This window comes from Acidobacteriota bacterium, from assembly GCA_026393675.1.
Classification (GTDB): domain Bacteria; phylum Acidobacteriota; class Vicinamibacteria; order Vicinamibacterales; family JAKQTR01; genus JBAXOX01.
Genome location: JAPKZQ010000019.1, coordinates 61,749 through 83,157 on the forward strand (window position 1 = coordinate 61,749; position 21,409 = coordinate 83,157).

Below are 21,409 nucleotides of genomic sequence, written 5' to 3' on the forward strand. Positions count from 1 at the left end.
GTGAATATCTCCGAAACGTTCATCCGGCGTCCGATCGCCACCAGCCTGCTGATGGCTGCGATCGCCCTGTTCGGCGTCGTGGCGTACCGAGAGTTGCCGATCAGCGACTTGCCGACCGTAGAGTATCCAACGATCAGCGTGCAGGCCAGCCTGCCCGGCGGCGACCCGGTCACGATGGCGGCGGCGGTCGCCAGCCCGCTCGAAAGACAGTTCACGACGATCGCGGGCATCGACGAGATGACCTCGCGTAGTGGCACGGGCAGTAGCTCCGTCACGCTGACCTTCGACCTGAACCGCGACATCGAGAGCGCGGTTACCGACGTGCAGACGGCCATCGCTGCAGCGATGCCCCTGCTGCCGCCCACATTGACGGCGCCACCTTCGTTCCGCAAGCAGAACCCGGCCGATCAGCCGATCCTGCAGATCAACCTGACCTCCGATACCCTCGACATGACGACGGTCGACGAGTACGCGGAAGACGTCCTGGCCCCGCGCATTTCCACGGTGACCGGAGTCGCCCAGGTCAACGTGCAGGGCGCCGCGAAGTATGCCGTGCGGGTCCAGGTGGATCCCGACAGGCTGCAGGCGCAGAAGATAGGCATCAACGAAATCGACACCGCCCTGCAGAATTGGAATGTGACGCAACCCACCGGACAGCTGTTCGGGCCACTGGCCACTTACAGCATCGCGGCCAAGGGGCAGCTCAACAACGCCGACGAATTCGGGCGAATTGTCGTCTCGTACCGCAACGGCCGGGCCGTACGGCTGAATCAGGTCGCCAACGTGATCGACAGCGTCCAGAGCGTCACGCAGCGGGCGTGGTACATCACGAAGGACGCCTATCAGCGCTCCATCACCCTCGAGGTGTTGAAACAGCCTGGCACCAACGTGATCGAGGTGGCCGACGCGGTTCGTGCCGTGCTGCCGGAGCTCCAGAGCCAGTTGCCGCCCTCGGTGCACATCGTGATCCGCCAGGATCGTTCGGTGAACATCCGGGCGGCATTCAGGGACATCCGCGTGACGATGCTCATCACGCTCATTCTGGTGGTCGGCGTCATCTATCTGTTCCTTCACAACGCCTCGGCGACGCTCATCCCGGCGCTGGCGCTGCCGTTCTCGATTCTGGGCACCTTCGCCGTCATGCAGATGCTGCACTACAGCCTCGACAATCTGTCGATGATGGCGCTCATCCTTTCGGTCGGATTCGTCGTGGACGATGCGATTGTGATGCTCGAGAACGCCGTCCGCCACATGGAGGCCGGCGAGTCTCCGTTGCACGCGGCGCTATCGGGCTCCAGGGAGATTGCCTTCACGATCGTGACGATGACCGTCTCGCTGGCGGCGGTGTTCATCCCGCTCCTGTTCATGGGCGGCATCCTCGGCCGGCTCTTCCGCGAGTTTGCGGTGACCATCACGAGCACGGTGCTCATCTCCGGCATTGTCTCGATCACGCTCACGCCGATGCTCTGCAGCCGGTTCCTGCGCGTGGTCCTGACCAAACGCGGGTTCGCGGGGTTCATGGATCGGTGGTTCGATCGGCTGCGCTCGGCGTACGGACGGAGCCTGAGGCTGGTCCTCCGGCACCGGCTCGCGATGCTCGGCGTGTTCGTGGCCGTGCTCGGCGCCAGCGTAGAAATGTTCGGGATTGTCCCGAAGGGATTCATCCCTGACACGGACAACGACTCGTTGAGCGTCATGGTCCAGGCGGCGCAGGGCACCTCGTTCTACGAACAGGTCGGATACGTCCGGCAGATCGCCGACGTGATCCGGCCGAACCCGTTTGTCGTTGCGCAGATGGCCAACGCGGGCGGCGGCGGCCCCGGCGGCGGGTTCAACATCCAATTGACGCCGCGCGCCACCCGGAACATGACGGCGCAGCAGATCGCGCAGCAGCTCCGGGGACCCCTCGGCCGCTTCCCGGGGTTCCGCGCCTTCGTCAACGTGCCGGCCTCGCTCCAGATTGGCGGCTTCCGGGGCAACAGCAGCTTCAACGTCAACGTCCAGAGCCTCAACTACGACGAGCTCTACGAGTGGGCACCGCGACTGGAGCAGGCCATCGGCGAACTATCCTCGATCCAGGACGTGTCGGACAACATGGAGATGAAGAGTCCGCGCGTGAACATGACCATCGATCGGGACAAGGCGGCAGCCATCGACCTGAACGCGACGCAGATCACGCAGACGCTCTCCGACGGCTTCGGCCAGAAGCTGGTCGGCACCATCTATGGCGATCGGACCCAGTACCGCGTGCTGCTGGAGCTGGATCCGAAATATCAGGAACGGCCCGAGTCGCTGAGGAAAATCTCGTTCAGGACCCCGCAGGGCGCGCTGGTCCCGCTCGAAGAGGTGATCAACATCAAGGAAGACGTAGGGCCGCAGAGCGTCAATCACTTCGGTCAGCTGCCGGCCGTGAATATCTCGTTCTCGCTGAAGCCGGGCGTGTCGCTGGGCACCGCCATCGACCAGATCAACCAAGTCTCCCGCCAGGTGCTGCCGGCCACGGTGACGACGAGCTTCCAGGGGTCGGCCAAGGTGTTTCAGTCGTCGCTGGCCAATCTCAACCTCCTGTTCTTCATCGCGATCGGCGTGGTGTACATCGTCCTCGGCATGCTCTACGAGAGCTATATCCACCCGATCACGATTCTCTCCGGCCTCCCGTCGGCGGCCCTCGGCGGCCTGCTGACACTGTGGCTGTTCGGCAACGAGCTGAACATCTACTCGTATGTGGGTCTCATCCTGCTCATCGGTCTGGTGATGAAGAACGCGATCATGCAGATCGACTTCGCGCTCGAGGCCGAGCGCCAGCAGGAGATGACGCCGACCGACGCCATCTACCAGGGCTGCATCGTCCGATTCCGCCCGATCATGATGACGACCATGGCCACGCTGCTCGGCGCGCTGCCGATCGCGCTTGGATTCGGCGCCGGTGGCGAGGCGCGGCGGCCGCTGGGGATTGCGGTGGTCGGCGGCCTGATCGTCTCGCAGGTCATCACGCTCTATCTCACACCGGTCGTGTATACCTACATGGCCACCTGGGTCAAAACGAGCAGAATTCAGGCGACCAGCGCCTCCGCCGCGCGTGGCTAAGGGGATTCGTGAACATCTCTGAAGGATTCATCAAACGGCCCATCGCGACCAGTCTGCTCATGGCCGCGATCGCCCTGTTCGGCCTGGTGGCGTATCGGGCGTTGCCGGTCAGCGACCTGCCCAACGTCGACTTCCCGACGCTGCTCGTCACGGCGCAGTTGCCCGGCGCCAATCCGGAGACGATGGGCGCGTCGGTGGCGACGCCGCTCGAAAACCAGTTCTCGACCATCTCCGGGCTCGAGCAGATGACCTCGGTGAACTCGCTCGGCTCGACGCAGATCACGCTCGAATTCGCGCTGGACCGGAGCCTGGACGGCGCGGCGGTCGATGTGCAGGGCGCCATCACGCAGGCCTCGCGCCTGCTCCCGCAGGGCATGCCGACGCCGCCGGTCTTCACCAAGGTCAATCCGGCCGACCAGCCCATCCTGTATCTGGTCGTCACCTCGACGACGCTCCCGCCGTGGACCCTCGACGAATACGCCGAAACGCGGATCGCGCAGCGGATCTCGCAGGTCAGCGGCGTCGCGCAGGTGCAGGTGCTCGGCGGCCAGAAGTACGCCATGCACGCGCAGCTCGATCCCTACGCGCTGGCGGCACGCCAGATCGGGATCAACGAGGTCGAAGCGGCGCTTCGGAATTGGAACGTCAACGTCCCGACCGGATCGATCATCGGCCCGCACCAGGTGTTCACGCTGCAGGCGAGCGGACAGCTGATGAACGCCGACCAGTACCGGAACCAGATTATCTCGTACCGGAACAACTCGCCCGTCCGGCTCGAGCAGCTCGGCGCGATCGTCGACGGGGTCGAGGACCAGCGCACGGGGTCGTGGTACTACACGTCCGACCTCAAGCAAAGCGCCATCACGCTGGGGATTCAGCGCCAGCCCGGGACCAATACGATTGCGGTCTCAGACGCCGTCAAAGAGCTCTTGCCGCGGCTGCGCGCCGAACTGCCCGCCAGCGTTCACATGAACATGCTGTACGACCGCGCCAACACGATCCGGGAGTCGTATCGCGACGTGCAGTTCACGATGGGGCTGACCCTGGCGCTGGTGATCCTGGTCATCTTCGTGTTCCTGCGGAACGTCCGGGCGACGGCGATTCCGAGCCTCGCGCTGCCGTTTTCGATCATCGGCACCTTCTCGGTGATGTACTTCCTGAACTACAGCCTCGACAACCTGTCGATGATGGCGCTCATCCTCTCGGTCGGGTTCGTCGTGGACGATGCGATCGTGATGCTGGAGAACATCTATCGGCACGTCGAGATGGGCCAGGAGCCGCTCGAGGCGTCGTTTGTCGGAGCCCGCGAAATCGGCTTCACGATCGTGTCGATGACGCTCTCGCTGGCGGCCGTCTTCATTCCCGTGCTCTTCATGGGCGGGGTGCTCGGTCGGCTGTTCCGCGAGTTCTCGGTCACCATCTGCGTCGCGATTCTCATCTCCGGCGTGGTGTCGGTGACCTTGACGCCGATGCTCTGCAGCCGTTTCCTGAAGAAGCCGCGCACGCGCGGCGAGGACGGGGGACGCCCGCGTTTCTATGAGGTGACCGAGCGCGCGTTCAAGTCGTGGCTCAATGGCTACGACCGGACGCTGCAGATCGTCATGCGGCATCGTGCGGCGACCATGGTCGCCTTCGTCGTGATGCTCGTGTCGACAGGCATCCTCTTCGTCGTCGTGCCCAAGGGCTTCATTCCAGACCAGGACGCCTCCCAGATCGCCGTCGTCACGGAGGCCGCGCAAGGCACGTCCTATGGCAAGCTCGTCGAGTACCAGGACCGCGTCGCCGACATCATCAGGCGTGACCCCAATGTCGAGGGGCTGGTGTCGACAATCGGCGGCAGCGCCTCGATGGCGCTGGGCGGGCCGAACCTCGGGCAGATCGTGGTGACGCTGAAGCCGCATAACGAGCGGAGGCTCTCGGTCGGCGAGCTCATCGAGAAGCTGCGACCGCAGGTCGATCAGGTCGTCGGCATGCACGTCTTCATGCAGAATCCGCCGACCATTCGCATCGGCGCCCAGGTCAGCAAGAGCCTGTACCAATTCTCGATGCAGTCGCCCGACAAGAACGCGCTGTACGCCGCCGCCCGCACGCTGCGATCGGCGCTGGCGGCGCTTCCCGGCCTCCAGGACGTGACGAGCGACCTTCAGGTGAGCAGCCCGCAGGTCAGCGTCGAGATCGATCGCGACAAGGCCGCGGCGCTCGGCGTGACCGCCAACCAGATCGAAAACGCGTTCTACGACGCGTACGGTCCGCGCTGGGTCTCGACGATCTACGGGTCGGTCAACGAGTACAAGGTCCTGCTCGAGCTGGCGCCCGAGTTCCAGCAGGACCCGAGCGCCCTCTCGCTGCTCTACTTCAAGGGCGGTGGGGTGAACAGTCCGGTGGTCCCGCTCGACACGCTGGCGACACTGACGCAGCAGGTCGGCCCGCAGACCGTGAACCACTACGGTCAGTTGCCGGCCGTCACCGTGTCGTTCGGGATCGCGCCGGGCGCGTCGCTCGGCGACGTGCTGAGCCGGGTGCGGCAGGTGACGCTGGACACCGTGCCCGACGGCGTCACGGGTCAGTTCCAAGGTGCGGCCGCCGCGTTCCAGGGTGCGCTCTCGAACCTCGCCGTGCTGCTCGTCATCGCCGTGCTCGTCGTGTATATCGTGCTCGGCATCCTCTACGAGAGCTACATCCACCCGCTGACGATTCTGTCAGGCCTGCCCTCAGCTGCCTTCGGCGCCCTGCTCACCCTGATCCTCTTCCACATGGATCTGAACATCTACGCCTTTGTCGGCATGATCATGCTGATCGGCATCGTCGAAAAGAATGCCATCATGCAGATCGATTTCGCGCTGGAAGCCGAGCGGAACGGGCTGTCGTCGGAGGAGGCGATCTATCGAGGGTGCCTGATCCGGTTCCGCCCGATCATGATGACCACGATGGCCGCGGCTCTGGGCGCGGTGCCGATCGCGGTGGGATACGGGGCGGGCGGAGAAGCCCGGCGCCCGCTCGGCCTGGTCGTCGTCGGCGGGTTGGCGTTCTCGCAGATCGTGACGCTCTATCTCACGCCGGTCTTCTTCACCTACATGGCGCAGTTGCAGACCTGGCTGAGGCGCGGTCGGACGGTTCCGCAGGCGCAGTCCGTCGTGGTGGGGGAATAGGCAGGCCTGCGTCAGCCTCGGTGGCGCGCTGGTGTCGCGTACCGCCGAATCCGCTGCCGGTGGCAGCCAGTCGCTCGAGCGCAACGCTGGCATCGGAATCGGCAACCCCAAAGACCTCCGCCGTCACGTCGCGACGGCGGCGAGGGTGCCCGCCTTGAAGCAGGTTTTGTCCCCCCAGCTTCTCTCCACGAACGAAACGATGCCGGCGGCGATCTCTTCGAGCCCGCTGCGGTCCCGGTTGTACACGGCGTGATAATGCGTCAAGTCACGGACCGACGCGCGCAGGTAGCTTTCGATGAATGCGTCGCGCTTCTGGTGGTACTCCCGCAGCATCTCGGCGGCCTCCTTCTCGGAGATCTTCAGGCGCTGAGCCGTCGAGGAGACGCAGAACGCGTCGCTCGCATCGAGACGGAAGTGATAGCAGTTCTTGAGGTGCCGGGTCAGGATGGCGCCTCCGCGGCCGACGATGATCGCGTTGCCAGCCCCGGCGATCTGCACCAGGTGCCACGCCAGGCGGCGGAAGGCCTCGTCGTGCGTGACGTGACCAGGGAACACGAAACCCAGGGAGTCGTCGGCGCGCCTGGACGACCCCAGGTCCTCGAGGAACTCCATGGAGAGGTGCTCGGCTTGGCTCACCCGCTCAAGGAGCGCCTTGTCGTAGATGATCCAGGGTTCCTCGCAGGCGGCGTCGAGCAGTTCCTTGAGCCGCAGGGCCAGAGGAAACGCCTCGCAGCCGTACTTGCGCGAGATGGTGATGGTCGCGCCCGGCGGCGGCGCTTCGGCGTCCTTGCGTTTGTCCTTGACGGAGATCCACGCGGAAAGGCGCCGCTCGACGCTTGGGAGGAGGGAATCTTGGGACTTGGTCATGGTGTCCTCCGTCCGCCGCCCGTGTAGACCGTTGCTGAGCAAAATGTAGCACGACGGCGGACATGGGGAGGTCAGGGGTTTGAGGGGCAAATCTTGGCACGTGGGACGGCTGAGGGCTCTTCACGTTCCTGCGAACCTCTCCGGGGCTAATCGGCTCGGCTACCCCCGAATTGGCCGGAACGAGACGGAGGATTGGCTAGGCGATGGTCCGCCTCCGTCGCGGTCCAGGTGGCACGCTACTTCCCGCCACTACGGCGGGACAGCCTTCGCGACTAGCTGGCTTGCCCAGCCGAAGCTCGACCGAGGAGTATGGCAAGCCGAGGTCGAGCGAAGGCTGGTGCGGAAGGGGGGATTCGAACCCCCACACTCTTGCGAGTGCCAGCCCCTCAAGCTGGTGCGTCTGCCAGTTCCGCCACTTCCGCGAGGAGGGCTACCGTACTTTACTTCTTGACGGGCGCCGGCGGCGGGGCCGCGGGCGCGCTCTGACCAGCCGGCAGCTTGATGCCGCTCAGCGCCGTGCCCGAACCCTTCTGCCAGAAAATGGCCAGGGCGAGCGAGCCGGCCATGAACAGCACCGCCATCACGGCCGTCGCTCGCGTGAGCAACGTCGCGCCGGACCGTGCGCCAAACGCTGTCTGGCTGCTGCTGCCTCCGAACGCCGCCGCGATGTCGCCCGCGCGGCCCTGCTGCAGCAGCACGACCACCAGCAGGAACAGACATACCAGCACGTACAGAGTGATCAACACGTAATACAGCATCCAACTATTATACCCAAGGATGGCCCGGCCGTGAGTCTCGAACACGAATTCGCCGGGGATCGGGGCCTAATAACTCAGAACGGCCGCGCAGTCGACGAATTTCCTGGGACCGCCGGGCTCCAGCCCGGCTCGCGTTACGGCCACGCTGGAGCGTGGCGATCCCAGGGGGCCTGTCAATCCTGTCCGTTGAGTTCCCCCTCCAGTTCGACCATACTTTCGAGCGTTTCCGATTGACGGGGGAGTACTCGCGCAATGAAACTGATTCGATTCGGCCATCCGGGCAAGGAGCGGCCGGGCGTTCAACTGTCCGACGGCACGCGTATCGATGTCACGGCCTTCGGCGCCGATTATGACGAAGCGTTCTTCGGTGGCGGCGGCATCGCGGCACTCCGCAAGTGGCTGGCCCAGAAGGACGCGTCCTGTCCGCGCGTGGATTCGACCGTGCGGCTTGGCGCCCCGCTCGCGCGTCCCAGCAAGATCATCTGTATCGGCCTGAACTACCGGGACCACGCGGCGGAAAGCGGCATGGAGCTGCCGAAAGAACCGGTGCTGTTCTTCAAGTCCACCACGGCGCTCTGCGGGCCCAACGATCCGCTTATCATTCCGCGCGGCGCCACGAAGGTCGATTGGGAAGTGGAACTCGCCGTCGTGATCGAGCGCACGGCCCGCTACGTCGATCCCGTCAACGCGATGGACTACGTTGCCGGCTACGCGCTGCACAACGATTACTCGGAGCGCGCGTTCCAGCTGGAGCGCGGCGGTCAGTGGGTCAAAGGCAAGAGCGCCGATACGTTCGCGCCGCTTGGGCCGTTTATCGCAACCCGCCACGAAATGCCTGACCCGATGAAACTGGACATGTGGCTGCACGTCAACGGCGAGGTCCGCCAGAAGGGCACCACCGCCAACATGGTGTTCGATGTGCCGTTTCTCGTGGCCTACATCAGTGAGTTCATGACGCTGTTGCCTGGAGACGTCATCAGCACGGGCACGCCCGCCGGCGTGGGCCTCGGCTTCAAGCCTCCGATCTACCTCAAGGCCGGCGACGTCGTGGAGTTGGGCATCGACGGCCTCGGCAGTTCTCGGCAGGAGGTCAAGCCCTCGGTGTGAGGAAACTGGGGCCTGGCCCCGCTTCGCGTGGCTGGCTGGATTCCGGCTTTCGCCGGAATGACGAATCGAGGGTTGTAGGGGCGCGATTCATTGCGCCCGGGGGCTCGGGAAAGGCGGAGTTGGAGTCAGACCCCAATTACTGGCGGCATCCGGAGATGATGTCGAAAAACGACTGAGCCTTGAGGCTGGCCCCGCCGACCAGCGCGCCGTCCACATCGGGTAGGGCCATCAACTCCCGGATGTTGTCGGGCTTGACGCTGCCTCCATAGAGGATGTGGCACTGGTCCGCGCTCTCCGGCGTGAACCGGTCGCGGAGCCATCCGCGAATGTGGGCGTGGGCGTCGCCCGCCTGCTGCGGCGTCGCGTTGCGTCCGGTGCCGATAGCCCAGACGGGCTCATACGCGATGACCAGTGCGGCCACCTGCGGGGGCTTGAGGCCGCCAAGCGCCTCGTCAAGCTGCCGGTCGAGGACCTCGGTCGTGCGATTGGCGTCCCGTTCCTCGAGCGTCTCGCCAATGCATACGATGGCGGTCAGGTCGGCTGCCAGCGCAGCCAGCAGTTTCTTGTGCACGGTCTCGCCGGTGTCACCAAAGAGCCGCCGGCGCTCCGAGTGGCCGATGATCACGTAGCCCGCGCCAGCGTCCTTGATCATCCCGGCGCTGACCTCGCCGGTAAACGCGCCTTCGCGTTCCCAGTACAGATCCTGGGCGGCAATGCCGATCCGGCTGTTGCGCGCCGCGTCGGCGGCGGCCTGGATCGCGGGGAACGGCGGCGCCACGACGATCTCCGCGTCGGTGACGCCGCTGACCAGTGCCCGGAGTTCGTGGAGGTAGGCGACCGTCTCGCCGACGGTTTTGAACATCTTGAAGTTGGCCGCGACGAAAGGAATACGCATAAGGATAATCTTTCTTACCGATCCGTGAGCGCCTCCACGCCGGGTAACTTGCGCCCGCCAAGGAACTCGAGCGACGCGCCGCCGCCCGTCGAGATGTGCGTGATGCGGTCGGTGACGCCCGCCTTCGCGACGGCCGATACGGAATCGCCGCCGCCGATGATGGTCGTGCCGTTCACCCCGGCCACTGCCCTGGCGACCGCCGTCGTGCCGGCATCAAACGGGCTCGTTTCGAACACCCCCATCGGGCCGTTCCACACCACGGTCTTCGCCGTCTTGATCAGGCCTGTGTAGCGCTCCACAGTCTTCGGCCCGATATCCAGACCCATCCGATCGCCGATGGCCGCATCGGTCACATTCAGCGTCTCGGTCGCCACCCCCGCCGCGATCTTCGCGGCCACGACGTGATCCACCGGCAACTCGAGCAGGATCTTCATCTCGGCTGCGCGTTTCACAATCTCCCGAGCGGCATCGAGCTTGTCGTCCTCGACCAGCGACTTGCCGACCGGCAGCCCCTGGGCCTTGAAGAAGGTGTACGCCATCGCGCCGCCGATGAGCAGCGCGTCCACGCGACCAAGGAAGTTCTCGATGACCTCGATCTTGTCCGAGACCTTTGCTCCACCGAGGATCGCGACAAACGGGCGCTCCGGCGATTCGAGGGCGTGGCCAAGGTACTTAAGTTCGTCTTCCATCAGGAAGCCCGCGGCGGCTCGCGGCATCAACCGGGCCATCCCTTCGGTCGACGCGTGCGCGCGATGGCTCGAACCAAAAGCGTCGTTCACGTAAGTGTCCGCCAACTCCGCCAGTTGCTTCGCGAATGCGGGGTCGTTCTTCTCCTCCTGCGGGTGGAACCGGACATTCTCCAGCAGCACGACGCGATTGCCTGCGGCCTGGGCCTGCGCGATCGCCTGGCGGGCCGGCTCACCCACACAGTCGTCGGCGAACGTGACGGCGCGGCCGAGGAGCGTCGCCAGGTGCTCACCAACAGGCTTCAGACTGAACTCCGGGCTCGGCCCTCCCTTGGGCCGGCCAAGATGTGACGCCAGAATCACGGTCGCGCCATGCTCGAGCGCGTAGGTGATGGTCGGCAACGACGCTCGGATGCGCGTGTCATCCTTGATGCGCCCTTCCTTGATGGGCACATTGAAGTCGACGCGGATGAAGACACGCTTGCCCTGGAGGTCGAGATCACGGATGGATAGCTTCGCCATATGACACACCCCGAATCCCGAACACCGCTTCTCTGGGTTCTCCCGAGAGCCCCGTGCCAGCGGGACAGCGGTTCCTCCGCGTCCCCGCTCACACAAGCCGGCAAAACATGCCTTGCCAGGACATGTTGCCGACCTTACGAACGGGGCCCCTATCCCCCAGCTTGTCTTGGCCCTCCCGGCACGTTTTGCGAACTGACGCTGTCGGCTTGGTTCGAGGGGCCGCTCCGGAAGCCGCCTTCCCGCCGGCATCAAGGCTCTGTGCAGCTCCGCCCAAACCCCGAACCCCAAACCCCGAATCCCGCTATATCCCTCGGCTCGCCATGTACATCAACAGGTCGATGCACCGCTTTGAGTAGCCCCACTCGTTGTCGTACCACGAGAGGATCTTTACGAAGTCGCCGTCCATCACCTTGGTGTACGCCGAGTCGACGATGGAGGAATTCGGATTGCCGCGGAAGTCGATCGACACGAGCGGCGCATCCTCAACCGCGAGGATGCCCTTGAGTGGTCCGGCCGCCGCGGCGCGGAACGCCGCGTTCACTTCGTCGGCGGTCGTCTTCTTCTCGAGCAGCGCGGACAGGTCGACTACCGACACATTCGGCGTCGGCACGCGCATCGAGAACCCGTCCAGCTTGCCCTTCAGCGCGGGCAGCACTTCGCCGACGGCCTTGGCGGCTCCCGTCGTCGTCGGAATCATCGACAGCGCCGCCGCGCGTGCCCGCCGCAGGTCTTTGTGCGGCAGGTCGAGCAACCGCTGGTCGTTGGTGTAGGAGTGGATGGTGGTCATCCAGCCTTTCCTGATGCCGAAACGTTCGTGCAGCACCTTCGCGACGGGCGCCAGGCAGTTGGTCGTGCACGACGCGTTCGAGATGACCACGTGCTTGGCCGGGTCGTACTGCTCGTGGTTAACACCCATCACGAAGGAGCCGTCCGGGCCGGTTGCCGGCGCCGTGATGATCACGCGCTTCGCCCCGCCGGCCACGTGCTTGGTGGCATCGTCATGCTTCGTGAACAAGCCGGTCGACTCGAAGACGACATCCACGCCGAGGTCCTTCCACGGCAGCAGCGCCGGGTCCTTCTGCGACAGCACCTTGAACGTGTCGCCATTGACACTGATCCAGCCATCACCGGCTTCGATCGTCGCGGTCAGGTTGCCAAGGATCGAGTCATACTTCAGCAGGTGCGCGAGCGTCTTCGTGTCGGTAATGTCGTTGACCGCCACAAAATCGATGTCCCGATTTCCCAGTGCCGCCCGGACGAGATTGCGGCCGATCCGGCCAAACCCGTTGATTCCGACTTTGATCGCCATCGCGTGCCTCCAAGGGTGCAAAAGTTGATTGTACTGAACGCGTTGCGGCAGGGTCAAACACGCGTGGTATCTTGGTTCGGCTTATGTACGCGTTCTACAGCGTGGCGACCCTGCTCGTCTTCGTCGTGGCGATGCCGTACTTTGTCTACCAGGCCATTCGCTACCGGAAGTACATCGGCAGCCTGCCTGAGCGGCTGGGCTTCCTGCCGCTGTCGCTCAATCTCGACCGGGACCGCTCGATCTGGATTCACGCGGTGTCGGTGGGTGAGGCGCTCACGGCGCGGGCCATCGCGGGCGAACTCAAGGAGCGATATCCCGGTCTTCGGCTCTTCGTGTCGACGACGACGATGACCGGCCAGGAGGTGGCCCGCCGTAGCTTCCAGATGGCCGACGGCATCTTCTATTTTCCGTTCGACCTGTCGTTCATCGTGAATCGGGTGCTCACGGTTCTTCGGCCGCGCCTGTTCGTCATGATGGAAACGGAACTCTGGCCGAACCTGTTGCGCGCGTGCCACGAGCGCGGCGTCAAGACCATCGTGATCAATGGCCGCATCTCGGCGCGGTCGTACCCGCGGTACCGGCTCGTGCGGCCGCTGTTCAGGCGTGTGCTGGCGCTAGTGGACCGTTTCTGCGTGCAGGGCGAGGAGACGGCCGGGCGGCTGATTGAACTGGGTGCACCGGCCGGGCGCATCACGATTACGGGGAGCCTCAAGTTCGATTCGCTGCACGCGACGGGTGGCGCGGCGGCGTTTGGCAGAGGCGCCGAACGGGTGCTGCGCTTCTTCCGGGTGCCAGCGGGACGACCGGTCGTCGTGGCTGGCAGCACGATGCCCGGCGAAAGCGAGATCGTGCTGGGATGCTTCGAGCGCATCCGCACGCTGACCCGCCATCCATTGCTCGTGATTGCGCCCCGCAAGCCCGAGCACTTCGACGCGGTTGAACAGGCGGCGCGGCAGGCCGGGTTCCGGACCGTCAGGCGATCGGCGCTGACCATCGACGAGGAACCGAAGGCCGACGTCGTGATCCTCGATACGATTGGCGAGCTGGCGCATGTGTATCTGGCGGCGACGGTCGTGTTCGTGGGCGGCAGCCTGGTCGACGTCGGAGGGCACAACATCCTCGAGCCGGCCATCCATGGCAAGGCGATCGTGTTTGGTCCCTACATGCAGAATTTCGCGGAGATCGCGCGGTCATTTCTGGAGCACCACGCCGCCATCCAGATCCACTCCGCGCGCGAACTGGAAGATACGCTCCTCGACCTGATCTCGAACCGCGACCGCCGGGAGCGACTTGGCGACGCGGCACGGGCGTTGGTCGAGGCGAACAGAGGCGCGAAGGATCGGAGCCTCGAGGCCATCGCGACGCTGTTGCCCTTGCCATCGGCGGCGTCGGACAATGTCGTGCCGTTTCCGGCGGCACGCTGAAGCATCAAGCTGTGTTGAATTCCCTGTACGCGCAGATCGCCCGTGCCAGACGGCGCGCCTACCAGCGTGCTGATCGACAACGCCATCTCCGCCGCCCGGTGGTGAGCGTGGGCAACCTGCGCGTCGGCGGCAGCGGGAAGACTCCAACTGTGGCGTGTATCGCGCGCACGCTTGTCGATCTGGGCGAGCGGCCATCGATTCTGAGCCGCGGGTACGCGAGGCGCCACGCGCCGGATGGCGTCGTCGTCGTGTCGGATGGCCATCGAATATACGCGGATCTCGACGCGAGCGGCGACGAACCGCTGATGCTGGCGCGCGCGCTTGAAGGCGTTCCGGTGCTGGTCGCTCAGGATCGTTATCTCGCCGGCGTCGTGGCCGAGCAGCACCTGGGTGCCACCGTGCACGTGCTCGATGACGGGTTTCAGCATTTGCCACTCGCTCGCGATGTTGATCTGCTGATTGTCAGCGAGGACGATCTCGCCGACCCACGAACCCTGCCCGGCGGCCGTCTGCGCGAGCCGCTGTCTGCCGCCGCTGCCGCCGACGCGGTGCTGGTGCCAGGCGTGTCGCCCGACGCGGCGCAACCGATCGGGGCACGTCTTGGTGTGGCGGCGACATTCGGGATCACGCGCGTGGCGGAGGAGCCGCGGAGGCTCGATGTGCTGTCGGCTGCCGTGCGGGCTTCACGGAACATTCCCGTCTACGCCGTGGCGGGAATTGCGCGCCCCGAGTGGTTCTTTCAGGATTTATCGGGTGACGGATGGTCGCTGGTGGGGACGCTGGCGTTTGCGGACCATCATCGGTACGACGTTCGCGATATCGCACGCATCGTGCGTGCGGCGAAGTCGGCGGGTGCCGCGGCACTCGTGACCACCGAGAAGGATCTGATGCGACTTTTGCCGTTCCGGCCGCTGGCGCTGCCGGTCATCTGGGTGCCGTTGACCGTGCGCATCGAGCCGGAGCACCGCTTTCGATCCTGGCTATCAGCAAAACTGGCTGACGCGCGCCACGAGCCTGGCACGCGTCGCTCCACGGATTCGGCCGCGGAGTCGCGCATATGACGCGATTCAGGTACCGATTGGAGTACTGGCTCGTGCGCCTCACCATGTGGCTGGCGCGCCGGTGTTCGTGGCGCATGACGCGAGCCATGGGGGCTGGCGTCGGCCGCCTCTTCCACGCGTTCGATCGCCGCCATCGCCGGATTGCGCTCGCCAACGTCGCCGCGGCGTTTCCGCACCGTGCCGTTGCCGACCAGCGCGCCATCGTGCGCGGCGTGTTTGTCCACTTCGGGCGTCTGCTCTTCGAGTTGATGAAGTTCAGCGGCCTCACCCGCGAGCAGATGCTGTCGCGCGTCGAGTGGGAGGGCGGGCGATGGGCCGACGCCGCCTATGCCGCCGGACGCGGCGTGCTGTTTTTCACGGGGCATTTTGGCTACTGGGAAATCCAGGCGATCGCGCATGCCGCGGCCTCCAACCGGCCCATCGGAGTGCTGGCGCGTGCGCTCGACAATCCAGCGCTCCACAAGCTGCTCGAGCAGATTCGAGGCTGCACCGGGAACGTCTCGATCTACCGGCGTGGTGCGATCCGGCGTGTTCTGCGCGCGCTTCAGTCGAACCAGAGCGTGGCCATCCTGATCGACCAGCACATCCAGGCTCCAGACGCCGTCACGGTCAATTTCTTCGATCGGCCCGCGTCGACGACGCTGGCCCTCGCGATGCTGGCCAGGCGCACCGGCGCCGCCGTCATCCCCGTGTTCGCGATGTCGACCGCGCCGGGCCGCTATCGTATGGTGTTCGAGCATCCGGTGGATCCGCCTCAGGACGATTCTCCGGAGGCCATTCTCGACTTCACCCAGCGATGCACCGACGTGCTGGAGATGTACGTGCGCCGCCACCCCGAACTCTGGCTGTGGATGCATCGCCGCTGGCGCGACGAGGACGGCATCGACGCGACAGACCCCGGTATGTTTCCGCGCACTGAACCGGACACCGGAGGCGATCAGACATGACGACGATGGTCTTTTCGCCCAATTGGCTGGGCGACGCCGTGATGGCATTGCCAGCCATCGTGGACATTCGTCGTCACGCATCCACGGGCCGGTTGCTCGTCGCTGCGAGGCCAGCCGTCGCCGGGCTGATGAGCCTCGTCTCCGGGGTGGACGGCGTCGTGACGCTGGCGGGCACCGGAGGTTTCGCTGCCGTTCGCCGTCTCGGGCAGGACATTCAAGCCATTCGAGCGTCCGGGGCCGACGTGGCGATCCTGCTGCCCAACTCGATGCACGTCGCGGTGATGGCGGCTCGGGCCGGCATCGCGGAACGAACGGGCTACGCCCGAAACCTCCGTCGAGTGCTATTGTCGCGTGCGGTTGCGAGACCACCGGCCGATCTCCACCAGGTTGACGCCTATCGCCATCTTGTCGCGGCACTGGGCTTCGGGAATGGGCCGCGTGAACCGCAGTTAACGGCGCCGGCCGACGCGGTGGAATCGGCACGGCGACTGCTCGCTGGGTGCGGGTGGACCGGCGATCGCCGCCTGGTGGGCATCGCCCCCGGCGCGGCCTACGGAGGGGCAAAACGCTGGCCGCCGGAACGATTCGCGAGTGTCATCGTGGCGCTCACGCAGGACCATGGCCTCGCCTGCGCGCTTGTTGGCGGTGAGGCCGATTCGACGACGGCGATGGCAATCGAGGCGGAACTCGGTAAGATCAACAGACGGTCGCCGCCGGGCGCGGTCATCAACCTGGTGGGTCGCACCGACCTGCGACAGTTGTGCGGCGTGCTCGCGCTTGGCGCGGCGTTTGTCTCGAACGATTCGGGCGCGATGCACCTGGCAGCCGCGCTGGGCGTCCCCGTGGTGGCGCTGTTTGGCCCCACCAACGAGCGCGCCACTTCTCCGGTCGGCCGCCGCGCCACACTGGTGCTGACGGTGCCGGCATGGTGCCGGCCGTGCATGTTGCGCGAATGTCCGCTCGACCATCGATGCCTGTCCGGCATCACGGTCGACAGGGTCGTTCGTGCCGTGAAAGAACTGTTGTGATGCAGCCACGCCCAGCCGCGTTTCTCGATCGCGACGGCACGTTGAACGAAGAAGCCGGATACATCGATCGCCTCGACCGGTTCGTCCTGTTTCCCTTCGCGGTCGATGGGATCCGCCTGTTACAGCAGATGGGTTACCTCGTCGTCGTCATCACCAACCAGGCGGGCGTGGCGCAGGGACTCTACGGCGAGGACTTCGTCGAGGAGACCGGGCGGTACCTCGCGGAGCGGGCACGGCTGGGGGGGACGCGCATCGATGGTCACTACTATTGTCCCCATTCACCCGAGGCCGTTGTCGAGAAGTACCGGGTCGAGTGCGAGTGCCGAAAACCAAAGGCGGGGATGGCGGTGCGCGCCGCACAAGAACTCAATATCGATCTCCGGCGCTCCGTCGTCGTTGGCGATCGCTGGCGCGACCTCGCCGTGGCGCACGCGGTTGGCGGACGCGGCATCCTCGTCAAGACCGGGTATGGCGCGACAGAGGCCACCATGCCGCCGCCCGGCATGTCGGCCGACGCCGTGTGCGAAAACCTCATCGACGCCGTGGTCTGGTTGCAGGCCCACCCACGACCCTGAACCTGTATGGCCCGCATTGTCTCGCTTGACGAACTCGAACCGCTCATGACCGCCGACCGCAAGGCCGGCCGCACCATCGCGCTCGCCAATGGCGTCTTCGACCTGCTCCACGTCGGGCACATCCGCTACCTGCAGGGCGCGGCGGCGGAGGCCGATCGGCTCGTTGTTGCCGTCAACGACGATGAATCGGTGCGGATGCTGAAGGGGGAGGGGCGGCCCGTGATGAACCAGGCCGATCGTGCCGAACTGGTCGCGGCCCTCAGAGGCGTCGACTATGTGGTGCTCTTCTCCGGCCGCACGGTCACTGACGTCCTGCTGCGCCTTCGCCCGGACGTGCACTGCAAGGGCACCGACTACACCGTCGAGTCCGTGCCCGAGCGGCCCGTCGTGCAGTCGTACGGAGGACGCACCGCGATCGTCGGCGATCCCAAAGACCACTCGACGCGCGACCTGCTCTCGCGCATGAAACAAGACTGAATGGCCCGTTCCGTTCTCATCGTTCGGCTCGGCGCTCTCGGTGACCTGGTTCACGCCCTGCCTGCCGTAGCGGCGTTGCGGGACGCGTGGCCCGAGTCGCGGATCGATTGGCTCGTCGACGCGCGGTATCGCGCGTTGCTCGACTTCGTCCCCGTCGTGAATCGCGTGATCGTGATCGGAAGTCCGGGCGCGTCGCTCGGGGGCGTGGTGCGATCGCTTCGGCGCGAGCATTACGACACCGCGATCGATCTGCAGGGCCTCATCAAGTCGGCCGCGCTGGCACGATTGTCGGGGGCACGCGAGGTCGTGGGGTTCGCGACGCCGCTGCTTCGTGAATGGGCCGCACGTCTGTTCTACACGACACAGGCGGATAGTGACGCGGGCGGACACGTCATCGCCAAGAACGTGGGATTGTTGCGCGTGCTGGGCGTGACGCCGACGTCCTGGACATTCCCGCTGACGGTTCCCTCATCCGCTGTCGTCAACGCGGTGCGTGGCGTGCTCGGAATCGGCCAGGATGATCGGTTTGCGGTGCTCAATCCCGGTGCCGGCTGGCCCAACAAGCAGTGGCCGCCCGAGCGATTCGGCCGGGTTGCGCGGCATCTGTCCGAGCAGGAGGGATGGCCGTCGGTGGTGCTCTGGGGTCCGGGAGAAGGACGTCTGGCCGAAGCCGTCGTCGCCGCGTCCGACGGTGCGGCGCACGTTGCTCCGCCGACCGGATTGGGCGACGTGCTGGCCCTGGCCCGAGCGGCGGCGCTCGTTGTCGGGGGCGACACCGGGCCGCTTCAGCTGGCGGCCGCCCTCGGAACGCCGACGGTCGGCATCTTCGGGCCCACCAATCCCGCGCGCAACGGGCCCTGGTCGCAGGCGGATGTGACGCTCTCGCGATTCGAACAGTGTGAGTGTCATCATAAACGGCGATGCCGAAGGAGTCAGCCGTGCCTGCAGGACATTGGAGTCGATGAGGTGATTGACGCGGTCGACCGGCGATGCCACCAGGTGACGTTCCGTGGATGATGTGCTGCTGCGCCTCGCGCGGTTGAGAGTGCCGCTCGGTTTCGGCGCGGCCGTGGTCGCCATCGTGCTGGCGCGCCCGAATCCGACGAGCCTGCTCTGGGGGATGCTGGTGGCGGCGGCGGGTGAGGCCGTTCGCCTGTGGGCCGCCGGACATCTCGAGAAGGGGCGCGAAGTCACACGCTCTGGTCCGTACCGCTTCTCGAGGCATCCGCTCTATGTGGGTTCGACGGTGATGGCGTGTGGGATCAGCGTGGCGGCGGCCAGTGTGTGGGTCGCCATCGTGACGGCCGTGTACCTGGGGGTCACCCTGACGGCCGCGATTCGCACCGAAGAGGCGTTTCTCCGCCGTCAGTTTGGTGAAGAGTACGACGACTACTGCCGCGGCCGGGCCGCGAGCGTCGATCGACCTTTCAGCTTGGCCCGCGCGTGGCGCAACCGCGAATGGCGGGCGATCGTCGGTCTCGGCGTGGCGATGGTGCTGCTGGCCGCAAAGGCCGCGTGGCTGAACTAGTCGGTGCGCAGATGAAGTCCCGTCTGGCTGGCGCGTTGCTCGGACTGACCGTGGGTGCCCTGGCCGGCGTACTGGCGGTCGCGGTCGGGTACGCCTCTGCGCCAGGCGTGTTGCTCGACATGGGCCGGTATCTTCCCGACCTCACGCCGGGATTCTCCGAGCCTGAACTGGCCGGTGACACGTTGTTCGCCTGGACGGCCGAGCAGGGCAGCCTGCAGCTCCGCGGCCTTGATCGCCGCATCGAATGGAACTGTACCATCCGCCTGACGGGTGGGATGCGGCCATTACACGTGCCGATGCCCTCCGAGATCGCGTTCTCGGCTGACGGCATCGTCTTGTCACGGGTCACGCCAACCGACACCTTCGCGGACTACTTCGTGACCGTCCCGGCCCGACCACAGGTGGCGGGTTTGATGCTGACCATCCGCCCGTCCGCGTCATTTGTTCCGGGCGACCAGGATCGGCGGCACCTTGGAGTGGCCGTCGGACATCTGGCATGCGCGCCGGCCCCCGGTCGCTGGCCGCTTCCGCCTGCGGCCGTATTGGTATCGGCCGCGTTCGCCGCAGGCGCATTTGCAGCCGCCGCCGGACTTCTGGGCCTGGGCGCCGCCGGCGTCGTCCTGGCGGGCATCGCGATTGCGCTCCTCCAGGCGTTTCCCCTGACGGTGCAGTTCGCTCCCTACGGCGAATACGCGGTCCGCGTGCGATGGATGGCCACCTGGGCGTGGTGCCCGCTGCTCGTCCTGGCTGCGTGGCAACTGATTCGACGCCGGGACTTCGTCGCGCCGAGCCTGGCGGTTGCGCTCTTTTCCGCCTCCAGCTTCTATCTCAAACTCCTGGCGCTGTTGCATCCCGCCAAGGACGTGGTCGATGCCATCTTTCAGGCGCATCGATTCGAGTGGGTGCTGGCCGGGCAGTACTACTTCACGTCGGTGACTCCACGCGGCTACAAGTTTCCGTACGCCATTGGGCTTTACCTGGTAGCAGCCCCGTTCGCGTCGCTGATGGATCACGTGTCGCTGCTGCGGGTCATCGTCCTCGCGACGTGGATGGTGGCGGGCGTCGCGCTGTACCTGATCACGGCGCGCGTGTGGCACGACCGATTGGCAGGCGCGGTCGCGGCCGTCTTGTTCAACACCGTGCCGATCGTTTTCGATGTCGTCGCGTCGGCCAATCATCCCAACGCGTTTGGCGAGACGATGGCGCCGGTGGCCGTCTGTGCGTTCGTTTGGCTCATCGATCGGCGGTCGAGGTTCCTCTGGGCCGTTCCCGCCGTGGCCATGCTGATCGTCGTCGCGTTGCTGTCGCACCTCAGCACGTTCGCCACCTTGTCGGTGACACTGCTGGCCGCTTCCGCCGCCGTATGGTGGTGGGGGAGCGGCGTGTTGAAAAGGCGAGCGCTGTGGGCGGGCGTGTTGGTGACGGGAATGATCGTCGTGGCGGTGGTTGTCTACTATGGGCATTTTCCGGATATCTACCTGGGCCAGCTCAACCGTGTGCGTGCGGAAACAGGCAACCTGCCCGCGAGTCGCACGTTCGTGCTTGTTGATCCGACGCAGAGGCGGGATGTGGCCCCCGGCACGGCCCCTGCGGCGCCGCCGTTCTGGATGCGTCTCGTGCAGCCGGTCACGCAAGCCGGAACCAGCTTTGGCTGGCCGACCCTCGCGCTTGCCCTTGCCGGCGGGTGGCAGCTTCGTCGGAGCCGGCGACGGGATCCGCTCACCCTGGTTCTGGTGGGATGGCTCGGGATGTTCCTGCTGTTTTTCCTGCTCGGGATGTGGACGCCCGTCGAGATGCGCTACCACCTGTCGACCTCGGGTGCGGTCGCGCTTCTTGGAGGCTTCGGGGCCGCCGAACTCTGGAGGCGGTCTGGCCTGCTGCGTGTGGCGGCTGTGCTGCTCGTGCTGGGCAGTGTCGTCGGTGCCCTGGCCACCTGCGCCCGCTGGCTGGTGTGACGGGCACGTGTGGTAGCATCCTTCTGACTTTCCA

Annotated in this window: 17 protein-coding genes and 1 tRNA gene; 12 read left to right on the forward strand and 6 right to left on the reverse strand. The window is 65.6% G+C overall.

Going from position 1 to position 21,409, the window contains the following annotated elements; translation table 11 throughout:
• Positions 1-3,087 (forward strand): efflux RND transporter permease subunit, encoded by a 3,087-nt coding sequence (locus tag NT151_06890; protein ID MCX6538641.1) that lies wholly within the window; start codon positions 1-3, stop codon positions 3,085-3,087.
• Between the two features lie 8 nt (positions 3,088-3,095).
• Positions 3,096-6,236 (forward strand): efflux RND transporter permease subunit, encoded by a 3,141-nt coding sequence (locus NT151_06895; protein ID MCX6538642.1) that lies wholly within the window; start codon positions 3,096-3,098, stop codon positions 6,234-6,236.
• A gap of 123 nt (positions 6,237-6,359) precedes the next feature.
• Here the strand turns inward: NT151_06895 and NT151_06900 are convergent, their stop codons facing one another.
• The 3 genes from NT151_06900 to secG all read right to left on the reverse strand — a co-directional run bounded on the left by NT151_06900 (position 6,360) and on the right by secG (position 7,849).
• Entirely contained in the window at positions 6,360-7,103 is a 744-nt protein-coding gene (locus NT151_06900) for a cytidylate kinase-like family protein (protein ID MCX6538643.1), read from the reverse strand.
• A 335-nt stretch (positions 7,104-7,438) separates the two neighbouring features.
• A tRNA-Leu gene (locus NT151_06905) sits at positions 7,439-7,525 on the reverse strand.
• Positions 7,526-7,543: 18 nt separating this feature from the next.
• The gene (gene secG, locus NT151_06910; GenBank protein MCX6538644.1) at positions 7,544-7,849 is read right to left on the reverse strand and encodes a preprotein translocase subunit SecG; all 306 of its coding nucleotides are present in this window, start codon (positions 7,847-7,849) and stop codon (positions 7,544-7,546) included.
• 264 nt (positions 7,850-8,113) lie between these two features.
• Between secG and NT151_06915 the strand changes: the two genes are divergently transcribed.
• On the forward strand, positions 8,114-8,968 hold the full coding sequence (locus NT151_06915; GenBank protein MCX6538645.1) for a fumarylacetoacetate hydrolase family protein: 855 nt from the start codon (positions 8,114-8,116) through the stop codon (positions 8,966-8,968).
• Positions 8,969-9,104: 136 nt separating this feature from the next.
• Here NT151_06915 and tpiA read toward each other — a convergent pair whose 3' ends face one another.
• The 3 genes from tpiA to gap form a co-directional block, all read right to left on the reverse strand.
• Positions 9,105-9,863, reverse strand: a complete 759-nt coding sequence (gene tpiA, locus NT151_06920; protein MCX6538646.1) for a triose-phosphate isomerase — start codon at positions 9,861-9,863, stop codon at positions 9,105-9,107.
• Between the two features lie 14 nt (positions 9,864-9,877).
• Complete coding sequence (locus NT151_06925; GenBank protein MCX6538647.1) at positions 9,878-11,071, reverse strand: phosphoglycerate kinase; 1,194 nt, start codon at positions 11,069-11,071, stop codon at positions 9,878-9,880.
• 301 nt (positions 11,072-11,372) lie between these two features.
• Entirely contained in the window at positions 11,373-12,380 is a 1,008-nt protein-coding gene (gene gap / locus NT151_06930; protein ID MCX6538648.1) for a type I glyceraldehyde-3-phosphate dehydrogenase, read from the reverse strand.
• 83 nt (positions 12,381-12,463) lie between these two features.
• Between gap and NT151_06935 the strand changes: the two genes are divergently transcribed.
• From NT151_06935 to NT151_06975, 9 genes are read left to right on the forward strand one after another with little or no spacing between them, the layout of a single operon-like run.
• Positions 12,464-13,804 (forward strand): 3-deoxy-D-manno-octulosonic acid transferase, encoded by a 1,341-nt coding sequence (locus tag NT151_06935; protein MCX6538649.1) that lies wholly within the window; start codon positions 12,464-12,466, stop codon positions 13,802-13,804.
• A gap of 11 nt (positions 13,805-13,815) precedes the next feature.
• Entirely contained in the window at positions 13,816-14,865 is a 1,050-nt protein-coding gene (lpxK, locus tag NT151_06940) for a tetraacyldisaccharide 4'-kinase (protein ID MCX6538650.1), read from the forward strand.
• Complete coding sequence (locus tag NT151_06945) at positions 14,862-15,812, forward strand: lysophospholipid acyltransferase family protein (GenBank protein ID MCX6538651.1); 951 nt, start codon at positions 14,862-14,864, stop codon at positions 15,810-15,812. Before lpxK ends, NT151_06945 begins: the two co-directional genes overlap by 4 nt.
• Positions 15,809-16,840 carry a lipopolysaccharide heptosyltransferase II gene (gene waaF / locus NT151_06950; protein ID MCX6538652.1) on the forward strand — a complete coding sequence of 344 codons (1,032 nt, stop codon included), beginning with the start codon at positions 15,809-15,811 and terminating at the stop codon, positions 16,838-16,840. The genes NT151_06945 and waaF overlap by 4 nt, the downstream gene beginning before the upstream one ends.
• The gene (locus NT151_06955; GenBank protein MCX6538653.1) at positions 16,840-17,415 is read left to right on the forward strand and encodes an HAD family hydrolase; all 576 of its coding nucleotides are present in this window, start codon (positions 16,840-16,842) and stop codon (positions 17,413-17,415) included. The genes waaF and NT151_06955 overlap by 1 nt, the downstream gene beginning before the upstream one ends.
• A 6-nt stretch (positions 17,416-17,421) precedes the next feature.
• Positions 17,422-17,892, forward strand: a complete 471-nt coding sequence (locus NT151_06960) for an adenylyltransferase/cytidyltransferase family protein (GenBank protein MCX6538654.1) — start codon at positions 17,422-17,424, stop codon at positions 17,890-17,892.
• Positions 17,893-18,909: a glycosyltransferase family 9 protein gene (locus tag NT151_06965; protein ID MCX6538655.1), complete on the forward strand. Its 1,017-nt coding sequence runs from the start codon at positions 17,893-17,895 to the stop codon at positions 18,907-18,909.
• Entirely contained in the window at positions 18,902-19,420 is a 519-nt protein-coding gene (locus NT151_06970) for an isoprenylcysteine carboxylmethyltransferase family protein (GenBank protein MCX6538656.1), read from the forward strand. Before NT151_06965 ends, NT151_06970 begins: the two co-directional genes overlap by 8 nt.
• Positions 19,408-21,375 carry a hypothetical protein gene (locus NT151_06975; GenBank protein ID MCX6538657.1) on the forward strand — a complete coding sequence of 656 codons (1,968 nt, stop codon included), beginning with the start codon at positions 19,408-19,410 and terminating at the stop codon, positions 21,373-21,375. Before NT151_06970 ends, NT151_06975 begins: the two co-directional genes overlap by 13 nt.
• The last annotated feature ends 34 nt before the right edge of the window (positions 21,376-21,409 follow it).

Bases quoted from the DNA above. Each gene is read 5' to 3' on its own strand.
- NT151_06900 (MCX6538643.1), bottom strand. From the start codon at position 7,103: ATGACCAAGTCCCAAGATTCCCTCCTCCCAAGCGTCGAGCGGCGCCTT.
- NT151_06915 (MCX6538645.1), top strand. From the start codon at position 8,114: ATGAAACTGATTCGATTCGGCCATCCGGGCAAGGAGCGGCCGGGCGTT.
- tpiA (MCX6538646.1), bottom strand. From the start codon at position 9,863: ATGCGTATTCCTTTCGTCGCGGCCAACTTCAAGATGTTCAAAACCGTC.
- NT151_06925 (MCX6538647.1), bottom strand. From the start codon at position 11,071: ATGGCGAAGCTATCCATCCGTGATCTCGACCTCCAGGGCAAGCGTGTC.
- gap (MCX6538648.1), bottom strand. From the start codon at position 12,380: ATGGCGATCAAAGTCGGAATCAACGGGTTTGGCCGGATCGGCCGCAAT.
- NT151_06935 (MCX6538649.1), top strand. From the start codon at position 12,464: ATGTACGCGTTCTACAGCGTGGCGACCCTGCTCGTCTTCGTCGTGGCG.
- NT151_06945 (MCX6538651.1), top strand. From the start codon at position 14,862: ATGACGCGATTCAGGTACCGATTGGAGTACTGGCTCGTGCGCCTCACC.
- waaF (MCX6538652.1), top strand. From the start codon at position 15,809: ATGACGACGATGGTCTTTTCGCCCAATTGGCTGGGCGACGCCGTGATG.
- NT151_06955 (MCX6538653.1), top strand. From the start codon at position 16,840: ATGCAGCCACGCCCAGCCGCGTTTCTCGATCGCGACGGCACGTTGAAC.
- NT151_06960 (MCX6538654.1), top strand. From the start codon at position 17,422: ATGGCCCGCATTGTCTCGCTTGACGAACTCGAACCGCTCATGACCGCC.
- NT151_06965 (MCX6538655.1), top strand. From the start codon at position 17,893: ATGGCCCGTTCCGTTCTCATCGTTCGGCTCGGCGCTCTCGGTGACCTG.